This window comes from Pseudomonas sp. UBA6276 (assembly GCF_002438365.1).
Taxonomy (GTDB): Bacteria; Pseudomonadota; Gammaproteobacteria; order Pseudomonadales; family Pseudomonadaceae; genus Aquipseudomonas; species Aquipseudomonas coleopterorum.
This window is the reverse complement of sequence record NZ_DJUS01000081.1, coordinates 1-21,676: the sequence shown is the minus strand read 5'-3', so window position 1 is coordinate 21,676 and position 21,676 is coordinate 1. Positions and strand designations below refer to the sequence as shown.

Genomic DNA, 21,676 nt, shown 5'->3' with positions numbered 1-21,676 from the left:
GAAAGAAAAGGGCAGCTACGCTACAAGTTTCAAGCTGCAAGATAAGCAGGGCAGTGCTCTGACTTGCAGCTTGCAGCTTGCCGCTACGGCTTATTTGGAAGACTTGACCGCTGCGCCGAGCTTCTTGGCAGTGTCGGCCGGGTCGGCCTTCGGGTCGTTGATGTAGTTGGTCACGACATCGAAGAACGCGCCTTGCACGGCCAGCGTGGTCGCCATGTTGTGCGCCATGCTCGGTTGCAGGCCGCCGGACTTGGCGTCCGCCAGGAAGTCCTTTGCAGCGGTCTGTGCGCAGGAATCGAAACCGAGTTGCTCCATGTTGTTCAACATGTCGTTGCGAACGGGGATCGAGCCTTTGTTGATGCTGAAGACTTTCTGGAAGTTCTCACCCAGCACGACTTTGGCGATGTCCTGCTGACCGGCCGCAGTGCCTGCGTCCTTCTGCTTGAACACGGCCAGCGAGTCGATGTTGTAGGTGAACGCCTTGTCGGTGCCCGGGAAGGCCATGCACTCATAGTCCTTGCCAGCGACTTTCTTGGCGGCGGTCCATTCGGACTTGGCCCAGTCACCCATGATCTGCATGCCGGCCTTGCCGTTGATGACTTTGGCCGCTTCCAGGTTCCAGTCCTGACCTTTGCCGTCGGCGTCCATGTAGGTCGCGACTTTCTTCAACTCGGTCAGCGCCTTGACCATTTCCGGGCCAGTCAGCGCAGCGTTGTCCAGGTCGACCAGGGCCTTTTTGTAACCATCGACACCCATGACCGAAAGCACTACCGCTTCGAACACGGTGCTGTCCTGCCAAGGCTGACCACCATGGGCCAGAGGGATGAAACCTGCAGCCTTGAGCTTGTCGCCCGCGGCGTAGAATTCTTCGAGAGTGGTCGGGTTCTTGGTGATACCGGCTTTCTTGAACACTTCCGGGTTGATCCACAGCCAGTTCACGCGGTGAATATTCACCGGCACGGCGACGTAATCACCGTCGTACTTCACGGTATCGGAGACTTTCTTGTCGAGCAGACTGTCCCACTTTTCCGACTTGGCGACGTCTTTCAGCACGTCGGTGTCGAGCAGGCCGGTCGACGCCCATTCCTGGATGTCCGGGCCTTTGATCTGGGCTACACCAGGCGGGTTGCCGGCCACGGCGCGGCTCTTGAGCACGGTCATTGCAGTCGAACCGCCGCCACCGGCTACGGCCCCGTCTTTCCAGGTGAAGCCATCTTTCTCGACCTGCGCCTTGAGCACGTCGACCGCCGCTTTTTCACCGCCTGACGTCCACCAATGGACCACTTCCACCGAACCTTTGGAATCGGCAGCCATGGCACTGAGCGGGAACAGGGAGGCGAAGGAAACGACGAGGGCGAGGCGAGAGAGCTTGTTCATGGGACTTCCTTTTTTGTTGTTATGCAGAGGCAAGTCTGATGCTTGCGTTGCGTGAGAGTGTAAACACCGCCAAGTAGGGTGCAGGTAACGAAGGGATAGGGAAATGTCACAGACTGGTGACATTCATGATCGCCAGGCCAGTCGGTGTGCAGAAACACGCGGACCGCTCACACCGTCTTGCGCGGCAAGACCAATGTCACCCGCAAACCACCGGCCGGAAGATTCTGCAACGTCACCTCGCCACCGTGGCTATGGGCGATGTTGCGCGCGATGCCCAGCCCCAGCCCATAGCCCTGCTGGGTGCCGGCCAGGCGAAAGTGCGGTTCGAAGACCTTCTGCAACCGTTGCTCGGGTACACCGGGACCTTCATCGTCGACGTACAGCACGAAGGCCTGCGCATCGTCGTGGATGGACAGGTGCGCGCGGTCACCGTACTTCAGGGCGTTGTCGATCAGGTTGCCGATGCAGCGCTTGATGGCCAGCGGCTTGCCGGCGTAGGGTCGGCGCGCCTGGCCTTCCAGGGTCACACGGCCATTGCCGTGCGGCGCCAGATAGGGTTCCACCAGACAGTCGAGGACCTGATCGAGATCGACCCGCTCGATGTTCTCGTGGATGTCGGTGTCTTTCACGCATTGCAGTGCACCCTTGACCAGCAATTCCAGCTCGTCCAGGTCGCGACCGAACTTGGCCTCCAGGGTGGGATCGTCGAGCAGTTCGACGCGCAGCCGCAAACGGGTGATGGGCGTTCGCAAGTCATGGGAGATGGCACTGAACAACTGGCTGCGTTCGGTCAGGTAGCGGCTGATGCGCTCGCGCATGGCATTCAGCGCCCGCGCCACTTCCACCACCTCGCTGCCGCCTCCGTCCATGGGCGGCTGGTTGTTGACCTCGCCCAAGGACAACTCGCGCGCGGCGCGAGCCAGACGTTTGAGAGGGCGACTCTGCCAGTGCACCAGCACGCCGATGAACAGCAGCAGGAAACCGCTGGTGAGGGCGATGAACCAGATCTGCTGGGCCGGCAGTCCCTCTTCTTCCAGGGTCGTGTAGGGTTCGGGCAACAGTGAAGCGATGTACAGCCATTCGCTCGGCCCCAGGCGGATCTGGGTGACCAGCACCGGTGGATTCACCGGCTCCAGGGTCAGGGCGTAGTGCGCCCAGGAACGCGGCAGTTCGTCCAGCTTCAGGCCGCTGTTGAAGATGCGCAGATCATCGGGACTGACGAAGGTCACCGATATATCCACGTCGCTGCCCAGCTGGGATCTGAGGACCGCAGACACCGCCTCGATCACTGCGGTCTTGCGTGCGGTCGGTTCAAGCAATTGCATGCCCAGGGGCTTGTCATTGAGCGAAACGAAAAAGCGCGTACCGCCCATGCTGCGCAGTTGATCCAGCACCAGCGGCCGATAGGCTAGTGGCAGCGAACGAAAATAACTGACGCTGGCCGCCATCGAATGCGCCAGGCTGCGCGCGCTGGTGACCAGTCCTTCGAGCTGGGTGGCCCGCAGCTGTGACAGCCAGATCACGCTGGACAACCCCTGCGCCAGCAGCACCGCCAGCAGTGTCAGCAAGAGCATGCGGCCCAGCAGAGAGCGTGGTTTAAACAGGCGCAACGTGGGCCGCCAGCAGGTAGCCGCTACCGCGCACCGTGCGGATCAAACGGGGCGGTTTGTCGTTGTCGCGCAGGCGTTGGCGCAGACGGCTGACCGCCATGTCGACGATGCGGTCCAGAGGCATCGGCTCGCGCCCGCGTGTGGCGTTGCCGATGGTGTCGCGGTCGAGAATCTGCTGGGGATGATCGAGAAACAGTTTGAGTAAGGCGAAGTCGGCACCGGAGAGGAACACTTCCTCGCCATCGGTGTGAAACAACCGGTGGCTCACGGTATCGAGCCGCCACTCGTCGAAGCCGAGCACCTCGCCGCTGCGCTCGCTGGCGAACTGGCTGCGCCGCAGCAGCGCCTTGATGCGTGCCTGCAGCTCGCGTGGGCTGAACGGTTTGCCCAGATAGTCATCGGCGCCCAATTCGAGACCGATTACCCGGTCCGCTTCATCGGAGCTGGCCGTCAGCATGATGATCGGCACCTGAGCCATGCGTGGATGCTGGCGGATCCAGCGGCACAGGCTGAAGCCGTCTTCGTCGGGCAGCATGACGTCGAGAATCACCAGGTCGGTGCCGACCTCGGCGCTCAGGGCTTCGCGAAAGCCCGCGCCGTTGGCCGTGGTGCGCACGGCAAAGCCGGCGCGGCTCAGGTAGGTGTCCAGCAGTTCGCGGATTTCCTGATCGTCATCGACCAGCAGGATCGATTTGCCGACAGTGCTCACGTGGGCGTCCTTGTTGTCATTGCCGGGTCGATACGCCCGGCTTTTTTCAAGGGCTGATTAAACGCTCAAGCTTGCGCCTGTTGCAAGGCCACGCCAGCGCCCAGCAGTCCGGAGAACTCGGCCGTGACCACCCACACGGGAATGCCCTTGAAGTAATCGCTCATGCAGCCCTTGTCGGCGAAGCTCTGGGCGAAACCGCTCTGCATGAAGATATCCAGGAAGCGCGGGATCACGCCGCCGACGATGTACACACCGCCGCGACCGCCCACGGTCAGCACATTGTTGCCCGCCACCCGGCCGAGAAAGCGACAGAATTGCTCCAGGGTTTCGCGGGCGACGGGATCGCCGGCCAGACCGGCTTCGGTGACTTGCGCAGGTGAGTCGCAGGATGGTTCGTGGCCGTCCACTTCGCACACAGTTTGATACAACCTCAACAAGCCGCCACCGCTCAGAATCGTTTCGGCACTGACGTGACCGATCTGTGCTTCGATGTGCGCCCGCAGTTGAGCTTCGCGGGGGCTGCCGACGGGCAGGTCGACATGGCCGCCCTCTCCCGGCAGCGCCATCCAGCCGTTGCGCAGGCCGATCAAGGTGCCCACGCCCAGGCCGGTGCCCGGACCGATGACCACGGCCGGACGTGCAGGGTCGGCCTCCCCTTCGCACACCAGCTGATACTCGTCGGGCTGCAGGCGGGTCATGCCCAAGGCCATGGCCGTGAAGTCGTTGATCAGCAGCAGGTGGCCCACCTGCAGGGTCTGGCAGAACGCCTTGCGGCTCAGGCGCCAATGGCTGTTGGTGAAGCGAAATTCGTCACCGTCCACCGGGCCGGCCACCGCCAGGCACGCGGCGCCGATATCGCCTTTCTGCAGTTTGAGGTCGGCCATGTACACGCCGATGGCGTGCTCGGGGCTGGTGTAGTCCGCCGTCGCGAAGACCCGGACCGAATGCAATGCGTCATTCTCCCAGATGGCGAAACGTGCGTTGGTACCGCCAATATCGCCAATGAGGGCGAGTGTCATCGCAAAATCTCCAACCCCGAAGTGAAGGCACTGGCGCCTTGCTCGGCCGAGCTGAAGGCCTGGCGCATGAACCCGAACAGTTCACGCCCGCAACCTACGCCATTGGCCAAGGTGCCGACCGCCGGGGTGCGGCTGGCCAGCGTCTGGGCATCGACGCGCACCTGCAAGGTACCCTCGACACCGTCGACCCGGATGATATCGCCATCGCGCACCAAGGCCAACGGTCCGCCACTGGCCGCTTCGGGGCTGACGTGAATCGCGGCGGGAATCTTGCCGGACGCGCCGGACATGCGCCCGTCGGTAACCAGCGCGACCTTGAAGCCGCGGTCCTGCAGCACGCCAAGAAATGGCGTCATCTTGTGCAGTTCCGGCATGCCGTTGGAGCGCGGGCCCTGGAAGCGCATGACAGCGACGAAATCCTTTTCCAGTTCGCCGGCCTTGAACGCATCGGCCAGTTCCTGCTGGTCCTGGAACACGCGGCAGGGCGCCTCCACCACCTGATTCTCCAGAGCCACGGCAGACACTTTCATGACGCCACGGCCCAGGTTGCCTTCCATCACACGCAATCCGCCCTCGGCCGAAAACGGGCGTGCCACCGGGCGCAGGATGCTCTCGTCGAGGCTCGCCACGGGCCCTTCGCGCCAGACCAGACGACCGTCTTCCAGGAACGGCTCGCGGGTATAGCGGCTCAGACCGTGGCCGGCCACTGTGTTGACATCCTCGTGCAACAGGCCTGCACCGAGCAGCTCGCGAATCAGGAACGCCATGCCGCCAGCGGCCTGGAAATGGTTGATGTCGGCCTTGCCGTTCGGGTAGACGTTGGACAGGGTGGGCACGACCTCGGAAAGGTCGGCCATGTCCTGCCAGGTCAGGATGATGCCTGCTGCCATGGCGATCGCCGGCATGTGCAGGGTGTGGTTGGTCGAACCGCCCGTGGCGTGCAGGGCGACGATCGAATTCACCAGTGACTTTTCATCGACGATGCGACCGATGGGCGTGAACTCGCCATTGGCTTTGGTCAGGCGCGTCACCTGATGAGCCGCTTCATGGGTCAGCGCGTCGCGCAGCGGCGTATTGGGGTTGACGAACGAGGCGCCCGGCAGGTGCAGGCCGAGCACCTCCATGAGCAGCTGATTGGTGTTGGCCGTGCCATAGAAGGTGCAGGTGCCCGGACTGTGGTAGGACTTCATCTCCGATTCGAGCAATTCCTCACGGCTGGCCTTGCCCTCGGCATAGCGCTGCCGGACATCGGCCTTTTCCTTGTTGGAAATGCCCGACGGCATCGGTCCGCCAGGGACGAAGATCATGGGCAGATGGCCAAAGCGCAGGGCTCCCATCATCAAGCCCGGCACGATCTTGTCGCAGATGCCGAGCATCAGCGCAGCGTCGAACATGTTGTGCGACAGCGCCACGGCTGTGGACAGCGCAATGGTCTCGCGGCTGGCCAGGCTCAGCTCCATGCCGGGCTCACCCTGGGTCACGCCATCGCACATGGCGGGCACGCCGCCGGCGAACTGGCCGACCGAGCCGATTTCACGCAGAGCCTGCTTGAGCTGTTCGGGGTAGGTTTCGTAGGGCTGATGCGCCGAGAGCATGTCGTTATATGACGAAACAATTGCGATGTTGGTCGCGTTCATCATGCGCAGTTGGTGCTTGTCTTCGGTGCCGCACCCCGCTACTCCATGGGCAAAGTTCGCACACTGCAGCTTGCCCCGCATGGGGCCGTCGCTGGCAGCGCTGTCGATCAGTTGCAGGTAGTGCTCGCGGGTAGCTTGGCTACGCGCGATCAGCCGTTGGGTGACCTCAAGGACGCGGGGATGCATGTGAAGAACTCCAGGCTTTGGGGGCGACCTCTGCAACACTCTGTCCGAACTACGACCTGTGCCAGGGCTCAAAGCCCTGCAGGCAGAATCGATGTGAAGGAAGGGTTGTACCGGTCACTCGTTGTAGATAGAACAAAATATTGCCACTAAAAAGGCTTGTTTTCTATTTCTATGCGAATAATCTTGTAATTCCAACAACAAAACAGATTACGTGACCTGCTTGCCCGGACCTGATCCAAGGGGAATCACCCAATCTGATTACAGGAATCACTCATGACCATTCGCATAGCAATCAACGGTTTTGGCCGCATCGGCCGCAATGTCCTGCGGGCACTCTATACCCAAGGCTACCGCCAGGACCTGCAAGTCGTCGCCATCAACGACCTGGGCGACAGCGCGATCAACGCCCACCTGCTCAAGTACGACACGGTGCATGGCACCTTCGACGGCACGGTGGAGCACGACAAGGAAGGCCTGACGGTCAATGGCGATCGCATCTCGGTGAGCGCGATCCGCAACCCGGCCGAGCTGCCGTGGAAGGCCGAGAACATCGACGTGGTGTTCGAATGCACCGGCCTGTTCACCGACCGCGAGAAGGCCGCGGCGCACCTGACCGCCGGCGCGCGCAAGGTGATCATCTCGGCCCCGGCCAAGGGCGCCGACGCCACGGTGGTCTATGGCGTCAACCATGAAGTGCTGCGCCAGTCCCACGAGGTGATCTCCAACGCCTCGTGCACCACCAACTGCCTGGCGCCGGTTGCCCAGGTGCTGCACCGCGAGCTGGGCATCGAGCAGGGTCTGATGACCACGATCCATGCCTACACCAACGACCAGAACCTGATCGACGTGTACCACAGCGACCCCTACCGCGCGCGCTCGGCCACCCAGTCGATGATCCCCAGCAAGACCGGTGCTGCCGAGGCAGTGGGCCTGGTGCTGCCCGAACTTGCCGGCAAGCTGACCGGCATGGCGGTGCGCGTCCCGGTGATCAACGTATCGCTGGTCGACCTGACCTTGAACCTGTCGCGCGAAGTCAGCCGTGACGAGATCAACGCGCTGATGCAGGCGGCGGCCGAACAGTCCAAGGTGCTGGGTTACAACACTCTGCCGCTGGTCTCGACCGACTTTAACCACAACCCGCTGTCGTCGATCTTCGATGCCAACCACACCAAGGTCAACGGCAAGCTGGTCAAGGTCATGGCCTGGTACGACAACGAGTGGGGCTTCTCGAACCGCATGCTCGACAACTGCCTGGCGCTGATCAACGCCAAGTAAGGCCCTATGGCGGCTGGATACGGTAGATGCCGTCTCCAGCCGCGATACCTCTTGCAAAGATCGCGACTTGACTAGATGAGCAGATGAGAAGCATTATCATCTGCTGCTTTCCGGTCGGGCACTTCCGTGAGTCAATCACGCTTCAATTCTGTTTTCCTATCCCAACGCTTGAGTCTGCTGCGCACCCTTCAGCGCATGGTACGCAACCCCAGCACCGCCGAAGACCTGCTTCAGGAAACCTACCTGAGGGTCAACCGTGCCCTGGGCGAGCGACCCATCGAGCACCTCGAACCTTTCGTGTTCCAGACAGCGCGCAATCTGGCACTGGATTATCTGCGCTCACGGCGGGTGCAGGAGCGGACCATGGTCGAAGATGTGCCCCTCGACGTGCTACAAAGCATTGCAGCAGCGAGCAGCACTCCAGATGAGGCGGCTCATGCCGAGCGCCTGCTGGCCAGGCTGACCCTGAGCCTTGGCCGACTGACGCCGCGCCAGCAGCGCATTTTCATATTGAGCCGAGTGCATGGCAGCAGTTATGTAGAGATTGCCCAGGACCTGGACGTCTCGGCAAGCACCGTACAGAAGGAATTGAAATTGATCATGGCGATCTGCATCGGCGTCGCACAGCGCCTGGAGCAACACCCGTGAACCGGCAGCATTCACCAGAACAGGCGCCATTGACGCCCGTCATGGAGCAAGCCATCGATTGGCTGATCGTTCAGCCCTGCGCCGACCCCGCCGAGCAAAGGGCATTCGAGGCCTGGCTGCTGGCCGATCCCGAACATGCCGCTGCGTTCGAGCAAGCCCGCGCCGTATGGCACGGGGCGCCGGTGCAGGACGCCGCCGTGGCCCTGCAAACGCAGCGCCGAACGCCGCCGTGGCGGCGGCATTGGAAACCTCTCGCCACCGCCGCGATGCTGGTGGTCGGTGTACTCAATTTCACCCAGCTGCCGCTGCGCGTACAGGCCGCTCATCTGACCCAGGTCGGCGAACGCCAGCACTTGGAACTGGAGGACGGCTCCAAGGTGCTGCTCAACACCGATTCGGCCTTTTCCAGCCGAATCGACACCCGCCAACGCAACGCGCGCCTGTACGAAGGCGAAGCGTTTTTCGAGGTGCCGCCCAGCCGCCAACAACCGTTGCAGGTGCGAGCCGGCCCGGTGCGTGCCGATGTGCTCGACAGCGCCTTCGCCGTGAGCTACCACGATGGCCAGGCGCAAGTGCGGGTGCAGCGCGGCAACGTCGACCTCAGCGCCAGCCATGACGAGAAGGTCCGCCTGAACGCCGGCGACAGTATCCGCATCGGCCCCAAGGGGTTCGGCACGCGCGAGCGGCTCGATCCGCAGAAGGATCTGGCCTGGGTCCAGGGCCGGCTGATCTTCGAGAACCGCCCCATGGGCGAGGTGCTCGCCGAACTGCGGCGCTATTACCCGGGGTGGATCATCAACACCGACAAGAAGCTCGAGCAGGTGGCGGTGACCGGCAATTACCGCCTGGACAATCCGCTCGATGTAGTTCGCTCGCTGGCCCAGGTAACGTCGGCGCAGGTGCGGGAGTTTCCGGCGCTGGTCATCCTGAACTGACAGACACGTCACTCTCATGAACCAACAACCTGCATAACCCGCATAATTATTTTTACGCTGTAGCGCTTCCCCATCCGTCTAGTCATAGCCAATGCAACTGATTCGCATTCGAATCAGCGACACTATAACGACACGCGACAGGGAGCGCTTTCGATGCCCACAGGTTTCACTCGTCCAACGTTCCACCACTCGGTGCTCGCCGTTGCCCTGCTGCTGGCCGCCGTGCCTGCCGTGGGCAGCGCTGCGGAGCCGACACCAAGCAGCGCCCGCAACAGTGTCAGTCACTCCTTCAGCATCGCCCAGCAACCGCTGACGTCGGCCTTGAACGGCTTCAGCTCCACGACGGGATGGCAAGTCGGATTGCCCGCCGAGCTCGCTCGGGACGTTGTCTCACCCGGCGCACGTGGCAACCTGACGCCGGAACAGGCACTGGATCGGCTGCTCGCCGGAACAGCGCTGCGCTACCGGAAAATCAGCGCCAACAATGTCGTGCTCGAGCGCAGTCCGCCGGGTGCCGTGATCGCCCTGCAACAGATGACCGTCAGCGCCACCCGCCAGGAACAGAGCGCCGACAGCGTACCAAGCACCGTCAGCGTGCAGGGCCGCACGCAGCTGGACCGTGACAACGTCAACACGATTCAGGATGTGGTGCGCTACGAACCGGGCGTTTCCGCGGGCGGCACCGGCCTGCGCAGTGGCATCACCGGCTACAACATTCGCGGCATCGATGGCGACCGCATCCTCACCCAGGTCGATGGCGTCGAAGTGCCGGACAGCTTCTTCAACGGCCCCTATGCGCAAACCGAGCGCAATTACGTCGACCCGGAAATCGTCAAGCGCGTGGAAATCCTGCGCGGGCCGGCTTCGTCTTTGTACGGCAGCAGTGCCATCGGCGGGGTGGTCAGCTACTACACCCTGGACCCGGAAGACATCATCAAGCCGGGCAAGGACATCGGCGCGCGCCTGAAGACCGGCTACAGCTCGGCAGACGAGAGCTGGCTGAACTCGGCCACCGTGGCCGGCCGTACGGGTGACTTCGACGCCTTGCTGCATTTGAGCCAGCGCAACGGGCATGAAACCGAGTCCCACGGTGATCACGACACCACTGGCCTGAGCCGCACCGCGGCCGACCCCAAGGATGTGCGCTCCACCAACGTTCTGGCCAAGCTGGGCTGGAACTACGCCGACGACGCTCGGTTCGGGCTCACCTATGAAAAGTACAAGGACGACCGTGATGTCGACCTGAAAAGCGCCTATGGCGGCCCGTATGCCAATGGCAGCCCGCTGAATTTCTATCGATCGCGCGGTGGCAATGACACGGTCACCCGCGAGCGCTTCGGCTTGAACCACGACTTCGGCCTGGACAGCGTCGTGGCCGATCACATCAAGTGGAGCCTGAACTACCAGATCGCCAAGACCGACCAGCACACCGAAGAGCACTATGTCGTTCCGCGCGCACGCGATGTGCTGCGAACGCGTGACACCCTGTACAAAGAGCGCCAGTGGGTGTTCGACCTGCAACTGGACAAGGCCTTTCAGGTGGGACAAACCGATCACCTGCTGACCTACGGCACGAACATCCGCCAGCAGAAGGTCACCGGCTCGCGCAGCGGCTACGGGACCTGCCTGACCGTGATGGGCAGCTGCCGAGCCATCGGCGCCGACAGTTCGACCGATCGCCTGGTCAAGTCCAGCGACTTCCCCGACCCGACCATCAACACCTACAGCCTGTTCGCCCAGGACGAGATCCGCTGGAACCAGTGGACCTTTCTGCCCAGCGCGCGCTATGACTACACCCAGCTCAAGCCCCGCCTGACCGATGAATTCCTGCGCACGGTCAACCCCACAGGTGAATACACCGTGACCGACAGCGAGCGGAACTGGCACCGGTTGTCGCCCAAGCTGGGCGTGACCTACGACTTCGATGACCACTACACCTGGTATGGGCAGTATGCCGAAGGCTTTCGCACGCCCTCGGCCAAGGCGCTGTACGGTCGCTTCGAAAACCTGGGCGCAGGCTATACCGTTCAGCCCAATCCGGACCTGGATCCAGAGAAAAGCAGAAGCTATGAAACCGGTCTGCGCGGCAAATTCGAAGCAGGCACCTTCGACATTGCGGTGTTCTACAACCAGTATCGCGATTTCATCAATGAGGATGCGGTCACCCCCGGGGCGACGTCCACAGTGTTCCAGAGCAACAACATCAAGCACGCCACCATCAAGGGCGTCGAGCTCAAGGGCCGCTTGAACCTGGACAACTTCGGCGCGCCGCAAGGTTTCTACAGCCAAGGCGCCATCGCCTACGCCCATGGCAAGAACGAAGACAACGGCCAACCGATCAACAGCGTCAATCCGCTCAAGGGTGTCTTCGGCCTGGGCTACGAGCAGCAGCAGTACGGTGGCCTGCTCAGTTGGACGCTGGTCAAGCGGCAGAACCGCGTGGACAGCAGCGCGTTCAAGTCGCCGGACGGCAGTGGTGTGTTCAAAACGCCTGGCTTCGGCATCCTCGACCTGGCCGGTTACTACAAAGTCACCGACGACGTCACCGTCAACGCCGGCCTGTACAACCTTACCGACAAGAAATACTGGCTATGGGACGACGTACGCAGCTATGACGGCGTGGGCGAAGCGGCAGTGACATCACCCGCCAACCTCGACCGCCTCACGGCTCCCGGTCGTAATTTCGCGATCAATCTGGTTTGGGACATCTGATAATGGCACTGTAGGGGCAGATAACCGCTGCCCCTGTGGTGGGATTTTTTTACGGTCCGCTGTGAGTCGATTCGTCTCGTCTACACAGCACCGCATTTTTCAAGGAACTCACAATGACCGTCACCGAGCACCCTCAGGACCACGCCCCGCTGCGCTCCGCCCGCTTGCGCGCGATCAGCCAGGCGTTGCACGACAGCCTGGAAAATACCGTGGCCCGCTACGCCCCTTTCGATACGCCGGAAAGCTATGGGCGCTTTCTGCAGATGCAGTACCTGTTCCAGTCGGAGCTGCAGCACCTGTACAACGATCCCGCCCTGATCGCCTTGTTTCCCGACCTGCCGGGGCGCTGCCGCGCAGAGGCGGCCAAGGCCGACCTGATCGATCTGGGCGTGGCCATTCCGCAACCTGTTCCGGGCGCCCTCAGCGAGCCCAGCCTGGCGACGGCGCTGACCTGGATTCGTGTCTCCGAAGGGTCTAAACTCGGCGCCGCTATCCTGATCAAGCGGGCCAACGCCCTGGGCTACACGGAGAGTTTCGGTGCTCGTCATCTGGCCGAACCCGAAGGCGGACGCGGCAAGGGCTGGAAAGCCTTCAACGCAATCTTCGATGCCCTGCCCTTCAGCCCGAGCGAAGAAGCGGAAGCCGACCAGGCGGCCAACGACGCGTTCGCGCGCTTGCAGGTGCTGCTGCAACACACCTACGCCGATCATCGGGACACGGCGCCGGCTTGAAACCCGACTGTATGGAACTCATGGACAACCCTCGCCCGCTCCCCTCAAAGATGGCCCGCGTGCTTTACGGCCTGCTGGCCTATACCAGCCTGATAATCGGGCTGATCGCGATCGTGGTGCCGGGGTTGCCCACCACCGAGTTCATCCTGCTGGCTGCGTGGGCGGCAACCAAAAGCTCGCCGCGGCTCAGCGCCTGGCTGGAGAACCACAAGTTGTTCGGCCCCATGCTGCACAACTGGCGCAATGGCAAGGTAATTACCCGCCGGACCAAGGTCAGCGCCACTGTCAGCATGGTGATCTGCTCGCTGGTGATGTGGTTCACCCTCAAGCAACACTGGCCGGTCTACGCCGCCATCGCTGGCATGGTGCTGGTCAACCTGTGGATCTGGTCACGACCCGAACGCGTCACTGCCGAGCGCTGACCCACAGCCTCGGCCCTACAGCTTTGAGCCATGGCAAGGCATACTGCCTGCCTCCGCTGTCCAGAATGCACGAAACCCATGCGTATCCACGTCAGCTTCATCGACCGTGTCGGCATCACCCAGGAAGTGCTGGCATTGCTTGGTGCCCGCAATCTCAACCTCGATGCCGTCGAGATGGTCCCACCCAACGTCTACATCGATGCGCCGACGCTCAGCCCGCTGGTCCTGGAAGAGCTGCACGATGCCCTGTTCCGGGTAAAGGGTGTGGAAGACGTGCGTGTGGTCGACATCCTGCCCGGACAGCGCCGGCATCTGCAGCTCGAAGCCCTGCTGGCCGCCATGGCCGATCCGGTGCTGGCGCTGGACAGTGCTGGCAATGTTCTGCTGGCCAACCCGGCCTTGGTCGAGCTGTATGGTCGCGAGCCGGACGGGCAGTCGGTGGCCGATCTGTTCGCCGATCCGGCCCTGCTCGGTTCCCTGTTGGAACAGGGGTTCCGACTGCCACTGCGCGAGGTCAACCTGAATGGCCAGACGCTGCTGCTCGATGCCACACCCATCACCGACGCAGGTGCCTTGCTGACGCTGTACCCGCCCAACCGCATGGGTGAACGGCTGGCCGCCCTGCACCACGACCATGCCGAGGGATTCGATTCGCTGCTGGGTGACTCTGCACCCATTCGTGCGCTGAAAGCTCGGGCGCAGCGCGTCGCGGCTCTGGATGCGCCTTTATTGATCCAGGGCGAAACCGGCACCGGCAAGGAACTGGTGGCACGTGCCTGCCATGCCGTCAGCGCGCGCCACGGGGCGCCGTTCCTGGCTCTCAATTGTGCCGCGTTGCCGGAGAACCTCGCCGAGAGCGAGCTGTTCGGCTACGCCCCCGGCGCCTTCACGGGTGCCCAGCGAGGCGGCAAGCCGGGGCTGATGGAGTTGGCCCACCAGGGCACGGTGTTCCTCGATGAAATCGGTGAAATGTCGCCGTACGTGCAAGCCAAGCTGCTGCGTTTTCTCAACGACGGCAGCTTTCGCCGGGTCGGCGGCGACCGCGAGGTCAAGGTCAATGTGCGCATCCTCAGCGCCACCCACCGCAATCTGGAGCAGATGGTGGCCGAAGGGGCGTTTCGGGAAGACTTGTTCTACCGTCTCAACGTGCTCAACCTGAATGTGCCGCCGCTGCGCGAGCGCGGGGAGGACATCCTGTTGCTGGCGCGTTATTTCATGCAGCAGGCCTGCACCCAGATTCAGCGGCCGATGTGCCGACTGACAGCGAACACGTATCCTGCCTTGCTGGGCAACCGCTGGCCGGGCAATGTCCGGCAGTTGCAAAACGTGATCTTTCGCGCCGCTGCCGTCTGCGAAAGCAATACGGTCGATATCGGCGATCTGGATATTGCCGGTACCCGCGTGACCCACCGCAACGACGGTGAGGTGGTCAGCCTGGAGCAGGCGGTGGGTGCCTACGAAAAAGCGCTGCTGGAAAAGCTGTATCCCAGCTACCCGTCGAGCCGCCAATTGGCCAGCCGTCTGCAGACGTCACACACGGCCATTGCCAACCGGTTACGCAAATACGGTATCGGTAGCGCATCCTGACACGTAACATAGCCTGCGCTGTATCGATTCCAATACACCGTACGCAATCCAATACACTCTTGCCTAATGCGCTCTGTAGCAGCAGCGCAAGCCGCGTCCGGGCTCACCGAGGTGTATTCGACAGACCGCGTCGGCCGCCGACGCGGCTTGCGCCGCTGCTACAGGGGTTGTCGCGGGGAATGGACCAGGGCGGTGCGTAGCGTTTTCGTTACAGCCACTCTGCTGCTGGACGTGGGTCATCTGCCTGAAGGCCTTGAAGTGTGTGGCTTTGAGAAATCTGGCAACCATCTTGCTATGTAACCGCCATTGCTGAACCCCAAATCATTGCGGAGTTTCCATGAGCGAGTTGCGTTTCACCGTCGAACACGAATGGCTACGCCTCGAAGCCGACGGCAGCGTCACAGTCGGCATCACCCCTTTTGCCCAGAACGCCTTGGGCGATGTCGTGTTCGTGCAGTTGCCCGAACTGGCCCACCACGCGCGCGATGCCGAGGTTTCGGTGCTGGAATCGGTGAAGGCTGCCAGCAGCATCAACATGCCGCTCGACGGCGAGATCGTCGAGGTCAACGCAGCGCTCGATGCCGCCCCGGAACTGGTCAATCAGGACCCACTGGCACAGGGCTGGTTCTTCCGCTTCATCCCCGATGACCTCGGCCAGGTTCACGCCTTGCTCGACCAGCCCGCCTACGACAACCTGATCGCCGCCCAAGGCTGAGGATCGACCATGACTCGCGCCATTGCACTGCACACCGACAACGAATTCATCGATCGCCACATCGGCCCCGGCCCTGCCGACGAGCAGGCCATGCTCGATTTTCTCGGCTACGAGAGCCTGGACGCGCTGAGCGCCAGCGTCATCCCCGAAAGCATCAAGGGCACCAGCGTGCTCGGTCTGTCTGCCGGGCAGAGCGAAGCCGATGCCTTGGCCGCCATCAAGGCCATTGCCCAGCAGAACCAACTGTTCAAGAACTACATCGGTCAGGGCTATTACAACACCCACACGCCAGCGCCGATTCTGCGCAACCTGCTGGAAAACCCTGCGTGGTACACGGCCTACACGCCGTATCAGCCGGAAATTTCCCAGGGCCGCCTGGAAGCGCTGCTGAACTTCCAGACCCTGATCAGCGACCTGACCGGCTTGCCCATCGCCAATGCCTCGCTGCTCGACGAAGCGACCGCGGCTGCCGAAGCCATGACCTTCTGCAAACGCCTGAGCAAGAACAAGAGCAGCCAGCGTTTCTTCGCCTCCAGCCACTGCCATCCGCAGACCCTGGCCGTACTGATCACCCGCGCCGAGCCCTTGGGCATCGAGGTGGTCGTCGGCGACGAGCACGAGCTCGCCGACACCGACGGCTTCTTTGGCGCACTTCTGCAGTACCCCGCCAGCAACGGTGACATTTTCGATTACCGCGAACTGGTCGAGCGCTTCCACGCCGGCAACGCTCTGGTGGCCGTGGCCGCGGACCTGCTGGCCTTGACCCTGCTCAGCCCGCCGGGTGAATTCGGTGCCGACGTGGCCATCGGCAGCGCCCAGCGTTTTGGCGTGCCGTTGGGTTTCGGCGGCCCGCACGCTGCGTATTTCTCCACCCGCGACAACTTCAAACGCGACATGCCAGGCCGTCTGGTCGGCGTGTCGGTGGACCGCCACGGCAAGAGCGCCCTGCGCCTGGCCATGCAGACTCGCGAGCAGCATATCCGCCGCGAGAAGGCCACCAGCAACATCTGCACGGCGCAGGTTCTGCTGGCCAACATCGCCAGCATGTACGCGGTCTACCACGGCCCGGCCGGCTTGATCCAGATCGCTCGGCGCACCCACCAGCTCACCGCCATCCTGGCGCGCGGCTTGACGCAACTGGGCGTGCGCGTCGAGCAGCAGCATTTCTTCGACACCCTGACCCTTGCCACCGGCAACGCGACCGAGCGCCTGCATGAGCAGGCCCGTGCCGCGGGTATCAATCTGCGCGAGGTCGATGCCGAGCGCGTGGGCATCTCGCTGGACGAGACCACCCGCCAGGCCGATGTGGAAGCGCTGTTCGCGCTGTTCCACAACGAAAGCACCCAGGTGACCTTCCAGACCCTGGCCGACGAAGTCACCGATCAACTGCCCGAAGCCCTGCTGCGTCAGTCGGCGATCCTGCAACATCCGGTCTTCAACCGCTATCACTCGGAAACCGAGCTGATGCGCTATCTGCGCCGCCTGGCCGACAAGGACCTGGCCCTGGATCGCACCATGATCCCGCTGGGCTCCTGCACCATGAAGCTCAACGCCGCCAGCGAGATGATCCCGGTGACCTGGGCCGAATTCGGCCAGTTGCACCCTTTCGCACCGGCTGCGCAGAGCCAGGGCTATCAGTTGCTGACCGATGAGCTGGAAAGCATGCTGTGCGCCGCCACCGGTTACGACTCCGTGTCCCTGCAGCCCAACGCCGGTTCCCAGGGTGAGTACGCCGGGCTGCTGGCGATTCGGGCCTACCACCAAAGCCGCGGCGAAGCGCACCGCGACATCTGCCTGATTCCGTCCTCGGCCCACGGCACCAATCCGGCCACGGCGCACATGGCCGGGATGCGCGTGGTGGTCACCGCCTGCGACGCGCGCGGCAACGTCGACATCGAAGACCTGCGCGCCAAGGCCATCGAGCACAGCGACAAGCTGGCAGCCCTGATGATCACCTACCCGTCCACCCATGGCGTGTTCGAGGAAGGTATCCGCGAGATCTGCGCAATCATCCACGATCACGGTGGCCAGGTGTACATCGATGGCGCCAACATGAATGCCATGGTGGGCCTGTGCGCGCCGGGCAAGTTCGGCGGCGACGTGTCCCACCTGAACCTGCACAAGACCTTCTGCATTCCCCATGGCGGTGGCGGTCCGGGTGTCGGCCCGATCGGCGTGAAAGCGCACCTGGCTCCGTTCCTGCCCGGCCATGCGGCCCTGGAACGCAAGGAAGGCGCCGTCTGCGCAGCGCCGTTCGGCAGCGCCAGCATCCTGCCGATCACCTGGATGTACATCCGCATGATGGGCGGCGACGGTCTCAAGCGCGCTTCCCAGGTCGCCATCCTCAACGCCAACTACATCGCCCGGCGCCTGGAGCAGCACTACCCGATTCTGTACGCCGGCAGCAACGGTTTGGTGGCCCACGAGTGCATCCTCGACGTACGCCCGCTGAAGGACAGCAGCGGCATCAGCGTCGACGACGTCGCCAAGCGCCTGATCGACTTCGGCTTCCACGCCCCGACCATGTCTTTCCCAGTGGCGGGCACCCTGATGATCGAGCCGACCGAAAGCGAATCGATGGAAGAGCTCGACCGTTTCTGCAACGCCATGATCCAGATCCGCGAAGAAATTCGTGCGGTCGAGGAAGGCCGTCTGGATCGCGACGACAACCCGCTGAAGAATGCGCCGCACACGGCTGCCGAGCTGGTCGGCGAATGGACCCACGCCTACAGTCGTGAACAAGCGGTCTACCCGCTGCCGACCCTGCTGGAAAACAAGTACTGGCCACCCGTTGGCCGGGTCGACAACGTTTTCGGCGACCGCAACCTGGTGTGTGCCTGCCCTTCCATCGAAGCCTATCAGCAAGCGTGATGACGGCGGTGCGCGGCCTTGATTGCCGCGCGCCCTGCTGCGCGAGGAATGACTATGTCCGATACCCCCCTGCAAACCACCCCGCTGCATGCGCTGCACCTGGAACTAGGCGCACGCATGGTGCCCTTCGCCGGCTACGACATGCCGGTGCAGTACCCACTGGGCGTCATGAAAGAACATCGACACACCCGCGCCCAGGCCGGCCTGTTCGATGTGTCGCACATGGGCCAGATTCGCCTGACCGGTGCCGACGCCGCCAAGGCCCTTGAAACGCTGGTGCCGGTGGACATCATCGACCTGCCGGTGGGCATGCAGCGCTATGCGCTGTTCACCAACGAACAGGGCGGCATTCTCGACGACCTGATGGTGGCGAACCTGGGCAACGACACCCTGATGCTGGTCGTCAACGCTGCCTGCAAGGACCAGGACCTGGTCCACCTGCAACAGCATTTGAGCGGCCGTTGCACGATCGAAGCCTTGTTCGATTCACGTGCGCTGCTGGCGCTTCAGGGTCCGGCGGCGGTCACGGTGCTGGCACGTCTGGCCCCGGAAGTCGCGCAGATGACGTTCATGCAATTCGCCAGCGTCAAGCTGCTGGGCGTGGACTGCTACGTGAGTCGCTCGGGCTACACCGGCGAGGACGGTTTCGAGATTTCCGTGCCAAACGCCCAGGCCGAAGCCCTGGCGCGCGCGCTGCTGGCCGAGGCTGAAGTGGAACCCATTGGCCTGGGCGCACGGGATTCGCTGCGACTCGAAGCAGGCCTGTGTCTGTACGGCCATGACATGGACAGCGATACCTCGCCCATCGAGGCCAGCTTGCTCTGGGCCATCTCCAAGACGCGCCGCGCCGATGGTGCCCGTGCCGGAGGTTTCCCGGGTGCCGAGATCATCTTCGCGCAGCAACACGAAGGCGTTGCACGCAAGCGCGTCGGCCTGCTGCCTCAGGAACGCACACCCGTACGTGAGGGTGCTCCCATCCTGAATGCCGAAGGCGTTGAAGTCGGTCGCGTCTGCAGTGGCGGTTTCGGCCCGACCCTGGATGCTCCGGTTGCAATGGGCTACGTGGAGGCCAGCGCGGCGACGCTGGACACTACGCTCAGTGCCATCGTGCGTGGCAAGCCCGTGCCCGTGAAAGTTGCCAAGATGCCGTTCGTGCCGCAACGCTATTATCGGGGCTGATTGCAACCTGGCGCATCGATGGACTCTGGCTAACAGCCGTCTCTGGTAGATAAAAACTATGACGCGAAGCTAAAGCGTCATAGTTCCAACACATCTTATTGCACTGTTTCCGTTGTTTTAACTCAATGACGTCAAGTGTATGCACCTTGTGCACGAACTTGGGGCAACGCCCCGAACAGGGCCTGAAATGCGGCACAAAAAGGTCCGAACGCGGCGGTTGCGAGGGCTTGTTTTTCTCGCTGAAGTTAGCGTAAAGTTTCTCCACTGTGTTTGCATGGGTCGCTTGGATCGTGACCTGGGCAGTAGCGCTGATGACTGCTACAACCCGTTCGACGTCTCTTAACTTTCCTGCAAATCAGCCCAGTACTCTTTCATGTGAAAGACGCTGTTAATACTTCTAGGTTTCAAGGAAATTAAGCTATGTCGAATCGTCAAAGCGGTACCGTCAAGTGGTTCAACGACGAAAAAGGTTTCGGTTTCATTACGCCTGAAAGCGGTCCAGACCTGTTCGTTCACTTCCGCGCCATTCAAGGCAACGGCTTCAAGAGCCTGAAGGAAGGCCAAAAGGTCACCTTCGTGTCCGTGCAGGGCCAGAAAGGCCTGCAGGCTGACGAGGTTCAAGCCGAGGCTTGATTCGAGCGTCGCCCAAAAGCCCCAGCGCTGATAGCCTGGGGCTTTTTTGTGGGCGCTCGACTGGCGTCGACTGTTTTCCCTTCCAAGGATTCTCGATGGCACCCGATGTCGTGAACGCTATACAGCAGCCGACGCCGGCAACCTTGACTCGGCGCCTGGCTGCGGCAGCCTACGATCTGATCCTGTTGGTAGCCCTGCTGATGGTCGCCACCGCGCTGTACAAGCTGGGACAGATGCTCTGGTACGGCGAAGCTCACCTGCGCGCCCTGTCCGAGGCAGGCGCCTTGGATCATGACCAATGGCTTTCACTGCTGCTGGCAAGCCTGTCGTTCGCCTTCTTCGCCTGTTTCTGGACCCGTGCCGGGCAGACCCTGGGCATGCAGGCCTGGGGTATCCGCGTGCAAAGTGCCGACGGTAGCCCGCTCGGCCTGGGTCAGGCGGCGCTGCGGTTTGTCCTGGCGATATTGTCGTGGCTATGCCTGGGGATCGGCTGGTGGTGGATGCTGTTCGATCGACGCCAGCGCACCTGGCACGATCTGGGATCGCGCAGCCGAGTAGTGCGGATGGCCCAATGAAAAACCGGCCACTGAGGGCCGGCTTTCTGTATGGCTGTGCTTGCGCTAACCGGCGCGTCGCAACAGCCAGATCCCTGCCACGGCGCAGATCGCTGCAGGCAGCACCACCGCCAGCAGCGGTGGGAAGCCGAATACCAGGCTCGATGGCCCGAGCAGGTCTTGAGCGATGCGGAACACGAAGCCCACCAGCACGCCAGTGAACACGCGCTGGCCCAGAGTGACCGAGCGCAACGGACCGAAGATGAACGAGATGGCCATCAACACTAGCGCTGCCGTGACCAGCGGTTGCAGGACCTTCACCCAGAACGCCAACCAGTACTGACCGTTGTTCAGCCCTTGATCGGCGAGGTAGTGGATGTAGCCCCACAGACCTGAAATCGACAGCGCTTCGGGCGCAACAATGACCGTGCTGAGCAACTGTGGGGTCAGAGAGACCTCCCAGCGCTCGTCAGCAGCCTTGACCACTTCGCTGCGATCACTGTGAAAGAGCGTGGTGGTGACATCGCTCAACTGCCAATGATCGCCATCGTACTGCGCCTTGCGGGCGAAGCTGGCGCTGAGCATGTGGCGCTGGTCGTCGAAGCGGTAACGGGTGACCCCGTACAGCAGCCCTCGTGGCTGCACCGTGTTGATGTGGATGAATTCGTCACCCTGGCGGTGCCACATGCCGTGCTTGCCGCTCTGCGCATCACCGCTGCCCTGAGCCAGGGAGCGCTCGGCCTGAGCCTTGTCTTCTGCAGGCGGGGCAACGTATTCACCCACCAGCACGCCCACGATCATCAACACCAGCATGGGCTTCATCACTGCCCAGACGATGCGCCCCACCGACACGCCGGCCGCGCGCATGATGGTCAG

General features: G+C 62.5%; 18 protein-coding genes. 12 read left to right on the top strand and 6 right to left on the bottom strand.

Annotation, left to right across the window (positions count from 1 at the left end; translation table 11 throughout):
• Nucleotides 1-90 precede the first annotated feature (90 nt).
• The 5 genes from B2V21_RS09560 to edd all read right to left on the bottom strand — a co-directional run bounded on the left by B2V21_RS09560 (nucleotide 91) and on the right by edd (nucleotide 6,538).
• Entirely contained in the window at nucleotides 91-1,377 is a 1,287-nt protein-coding gene (locus B2V21_RS09560) for an ABC transporter substrate-binding protein (RefSeq protein WP_286916712.1), read from the bottom strand.
• Nucleotides 1,378-1,544: 167 nt separating this feature from the next.
• On the bottom strand, nucleotides 1,545-2,951 hold the full coding sequence (locus B2V21_RS09555; protein ID WP_082484727.1) for an ATP-binding protein: 1,407 nt from the start codon (nucleotides 2,949-2,951) through the stop codon (nucleotides 1,545-1,547).
• A gap of 22 nt (nucleotides 2,952-2,973) precedes the next feature.
• On the bottom strand, nucleotides 2,974-3,696 hold the full coding sequence (locus B2V21_RS09550; protein WP_286916711.1) for a response regulator: 723 nt from the start codon (nucleotides 3,694-3,696) through the stop codon (nucleotides 2,974-2,976).
• A 65-nt stretch (nucleotides 3,697-3,761) separates the two neighbouring features.
• Nucleotides 3,762-4,715, bottom strand: a complete 954-nt coding sequence (locus tag B2V21_RS09545) for a glucokinase (protein ID WP_286916710.1) — start codon at nucleotides 4,713-4,715, stop codon at nucleotides 3,762-3,764.
• Nucleotides 4,712-6,538: a phosphogluconate dehydratase gene (gene edd, locus B2V21_RS09540; protein ID WP_286916709.1), complete on the bottom strand. Its 1,827-nt coding sequence runs from the start codon at nucleotides 6,536-6,538 to the stop codon at nucleotides 4,712-4,714. Before edd ends, B2V21_RS09545 begins: the two co-directional genes overlap by 4 nt.
• A 273-nt stretch (nucleotides 6,539-6,811) precedes the next feature.
• Here edd and gap point away from each other — a divergent pair, with 273 nt between their 5' ends.
• The 12 genes from gap (at nucleotide 6,812) to B2V21_RS09480 (ending at nucleotide 20,821) form a co-directional block, all read left to right on the top strand.
• The gene (gene gap / locus B2V21_RS09535) at nucleotides 6,812-7,813 is read left to right on the top strand and encodes a type I glyceraldehyde-3-phosphate dehydrogenase (protein ID WP_049861843.1); all 1,002 of its coding nucleotides are present in this window, start codon (nucleotides 6,812-6,814) and stop codon (nucleotides 7,811-7,813) included.
• A gap of 126 nt (nucleotides 7,814-7,939) precedes the next feature.
• On the top strand, nucleotides 7,940-8,461 hold the full coding sequence (locus B2V21_RS09530) for an RNA polymerase sigma factor (RefSeq protein ID WP_286916708.1): 522 nt from the start codon (nucleotides 7,940-7,942) through the stop codon (nucleotides 8,459-8,461).
• 41 nt (nucleotides 8,462-8,502) lie between these two features.
• Nucleotides 8,503-9,396: a FecR family protein gene (locus tag B2V21_RS09525; RefSeq protein ID WP_286916707.1), complete on the top strand. Its 894-nt coding sequence runs from the start codon at nucleotides 8,503-8,505 to the stop codon at nucleotides 9,394-9,396.
• Nucleotides 9,397-9,549: 153 nt separating this feature from the next.
• Nucleotides 9,550-12,108 (top strand): TonB-dependent receptor, encoded by a 2,559-nt coding sequence (locus B2V21_RS09520; protein WP_286916706.1) that lies wholly within the window; start codon nucleotides 9,550-9,552, stop codon nucleotides 12,106-12,108.
• A 113-nt stretch (nucleotides 12,109-12,221) separates the two neighbouring features.
• Nucleotides 12,222-12,839, top strand: a complete 618-nt coding sequence (locus B2V21_RS09515) for a biliverdin-producing heme oxygenase (RefSeq protein WP_282347797.1) — start codon at nucleotides 12,222-12,224, stop codon at nucleotides 12,837-12,839.
• Nucleotides 12,840-12,859: 20 nt separating this feature from the next.
• Entirely contained in the window at nucleotides 12,860-13,261 is a 402-nt protein-coding gene (locus B2V21_RS09510; RefSeq protein ID WP_090361984.1) for a YbaN family protein, read from the top strand.
• 78 nt (nucleotides 13,262-13,339) lie between these two features.
• Nucleotides 13,340-14,848: a sigma-54-dependent transcriptional regulator gene (locus B2V21_RS09505; protein WP_286916705.1), complete on the top strand. Its 1,509-nt coding sequence runs from the start codon at nucleotides 13,340-13,342 to the stop codon at nucleotides 14,846-14,848.
• 337 nt (nucleotides 14,849-15,185) lie between these two features.
• A complete protein-coding gene (gene gcvH, locus B2V21_RS09500) occupies nucleotides 15,186-15,563 on the top strand; it encodes a glycine cleavage system protein GcvH (RefSeq protein ID WP_090356341.1) in 378 nt (125 codons plus the stop codon).
• A gap of 9 nt (nucleotides 15,564-15,572) precedes the next feature.
• Nucleotides 15,573-18,434 carry an aminomethyl-transferring glycine dehydrogenase gene (gene gcvP / locus B2V21_RS09495; RefSeq protein ID WP_286916704.1) on the top strand — a complete coding sequence of 954 codons (2,862 nt, stop codon included), beginning with the start codon at nucleotides 15,573-15,575 and terminating at the stop codon, nucleotides 18,432-18,434.
• Nucleotides 18,435-18,488: 54 nt separating this feature from the next.
• The gene (gene gcvT / locus B2V21_RS09490) at nucleotides 18,489-19,613 is read left to right on the top strand and encodes a glycine cleavage system aminomethyltransferase GcvT (RefSeq protein WP_286916703.1); all 1,125 of its coding nucleotides are present in this window, start codon (nucleotides 18,489-18,491) and stop codon (nucleotides 19,611-19,613) included.
• Nucleotides 19,614-20,033: 420 nt separating this feature from the next.
• A complete protein-coding gene (locus B2V21_RS09485; RefSeq protein ID WP_049861833.1) occupies nucleotides 20,034-20,246 on the top strand; it encodes a cold-shock protein in 213 nt (70 codons plus the stop codon).
• 95 nt (nucleotides 20,247-20,341) lie between these two features.
• Nucleotides 20,342-20,821, top strand: a complete 480-nt coding sequence (locus B2V21_RS09480) for an RDD family protein (RefSeq protein WP_286916702.1) — start codon at nucleotides 20,342-20,344, stop codon at nucleotides 20,819-20,821.
• Nucleotides 20,822-20,866: 45 nt separating this feature from the next.
• Here B2V21_RS09480 and lptG read toward each other — a convergent pair.
• On the bottom strand, nucleotides 20,867-21,676 hold an 810-nt coding region (gene lptG, locus B2V21_RS09475; RefSeq protein ID WP_286916701.1), incomplete at its 5' end, for an LPS export ABC transporter permease LptG.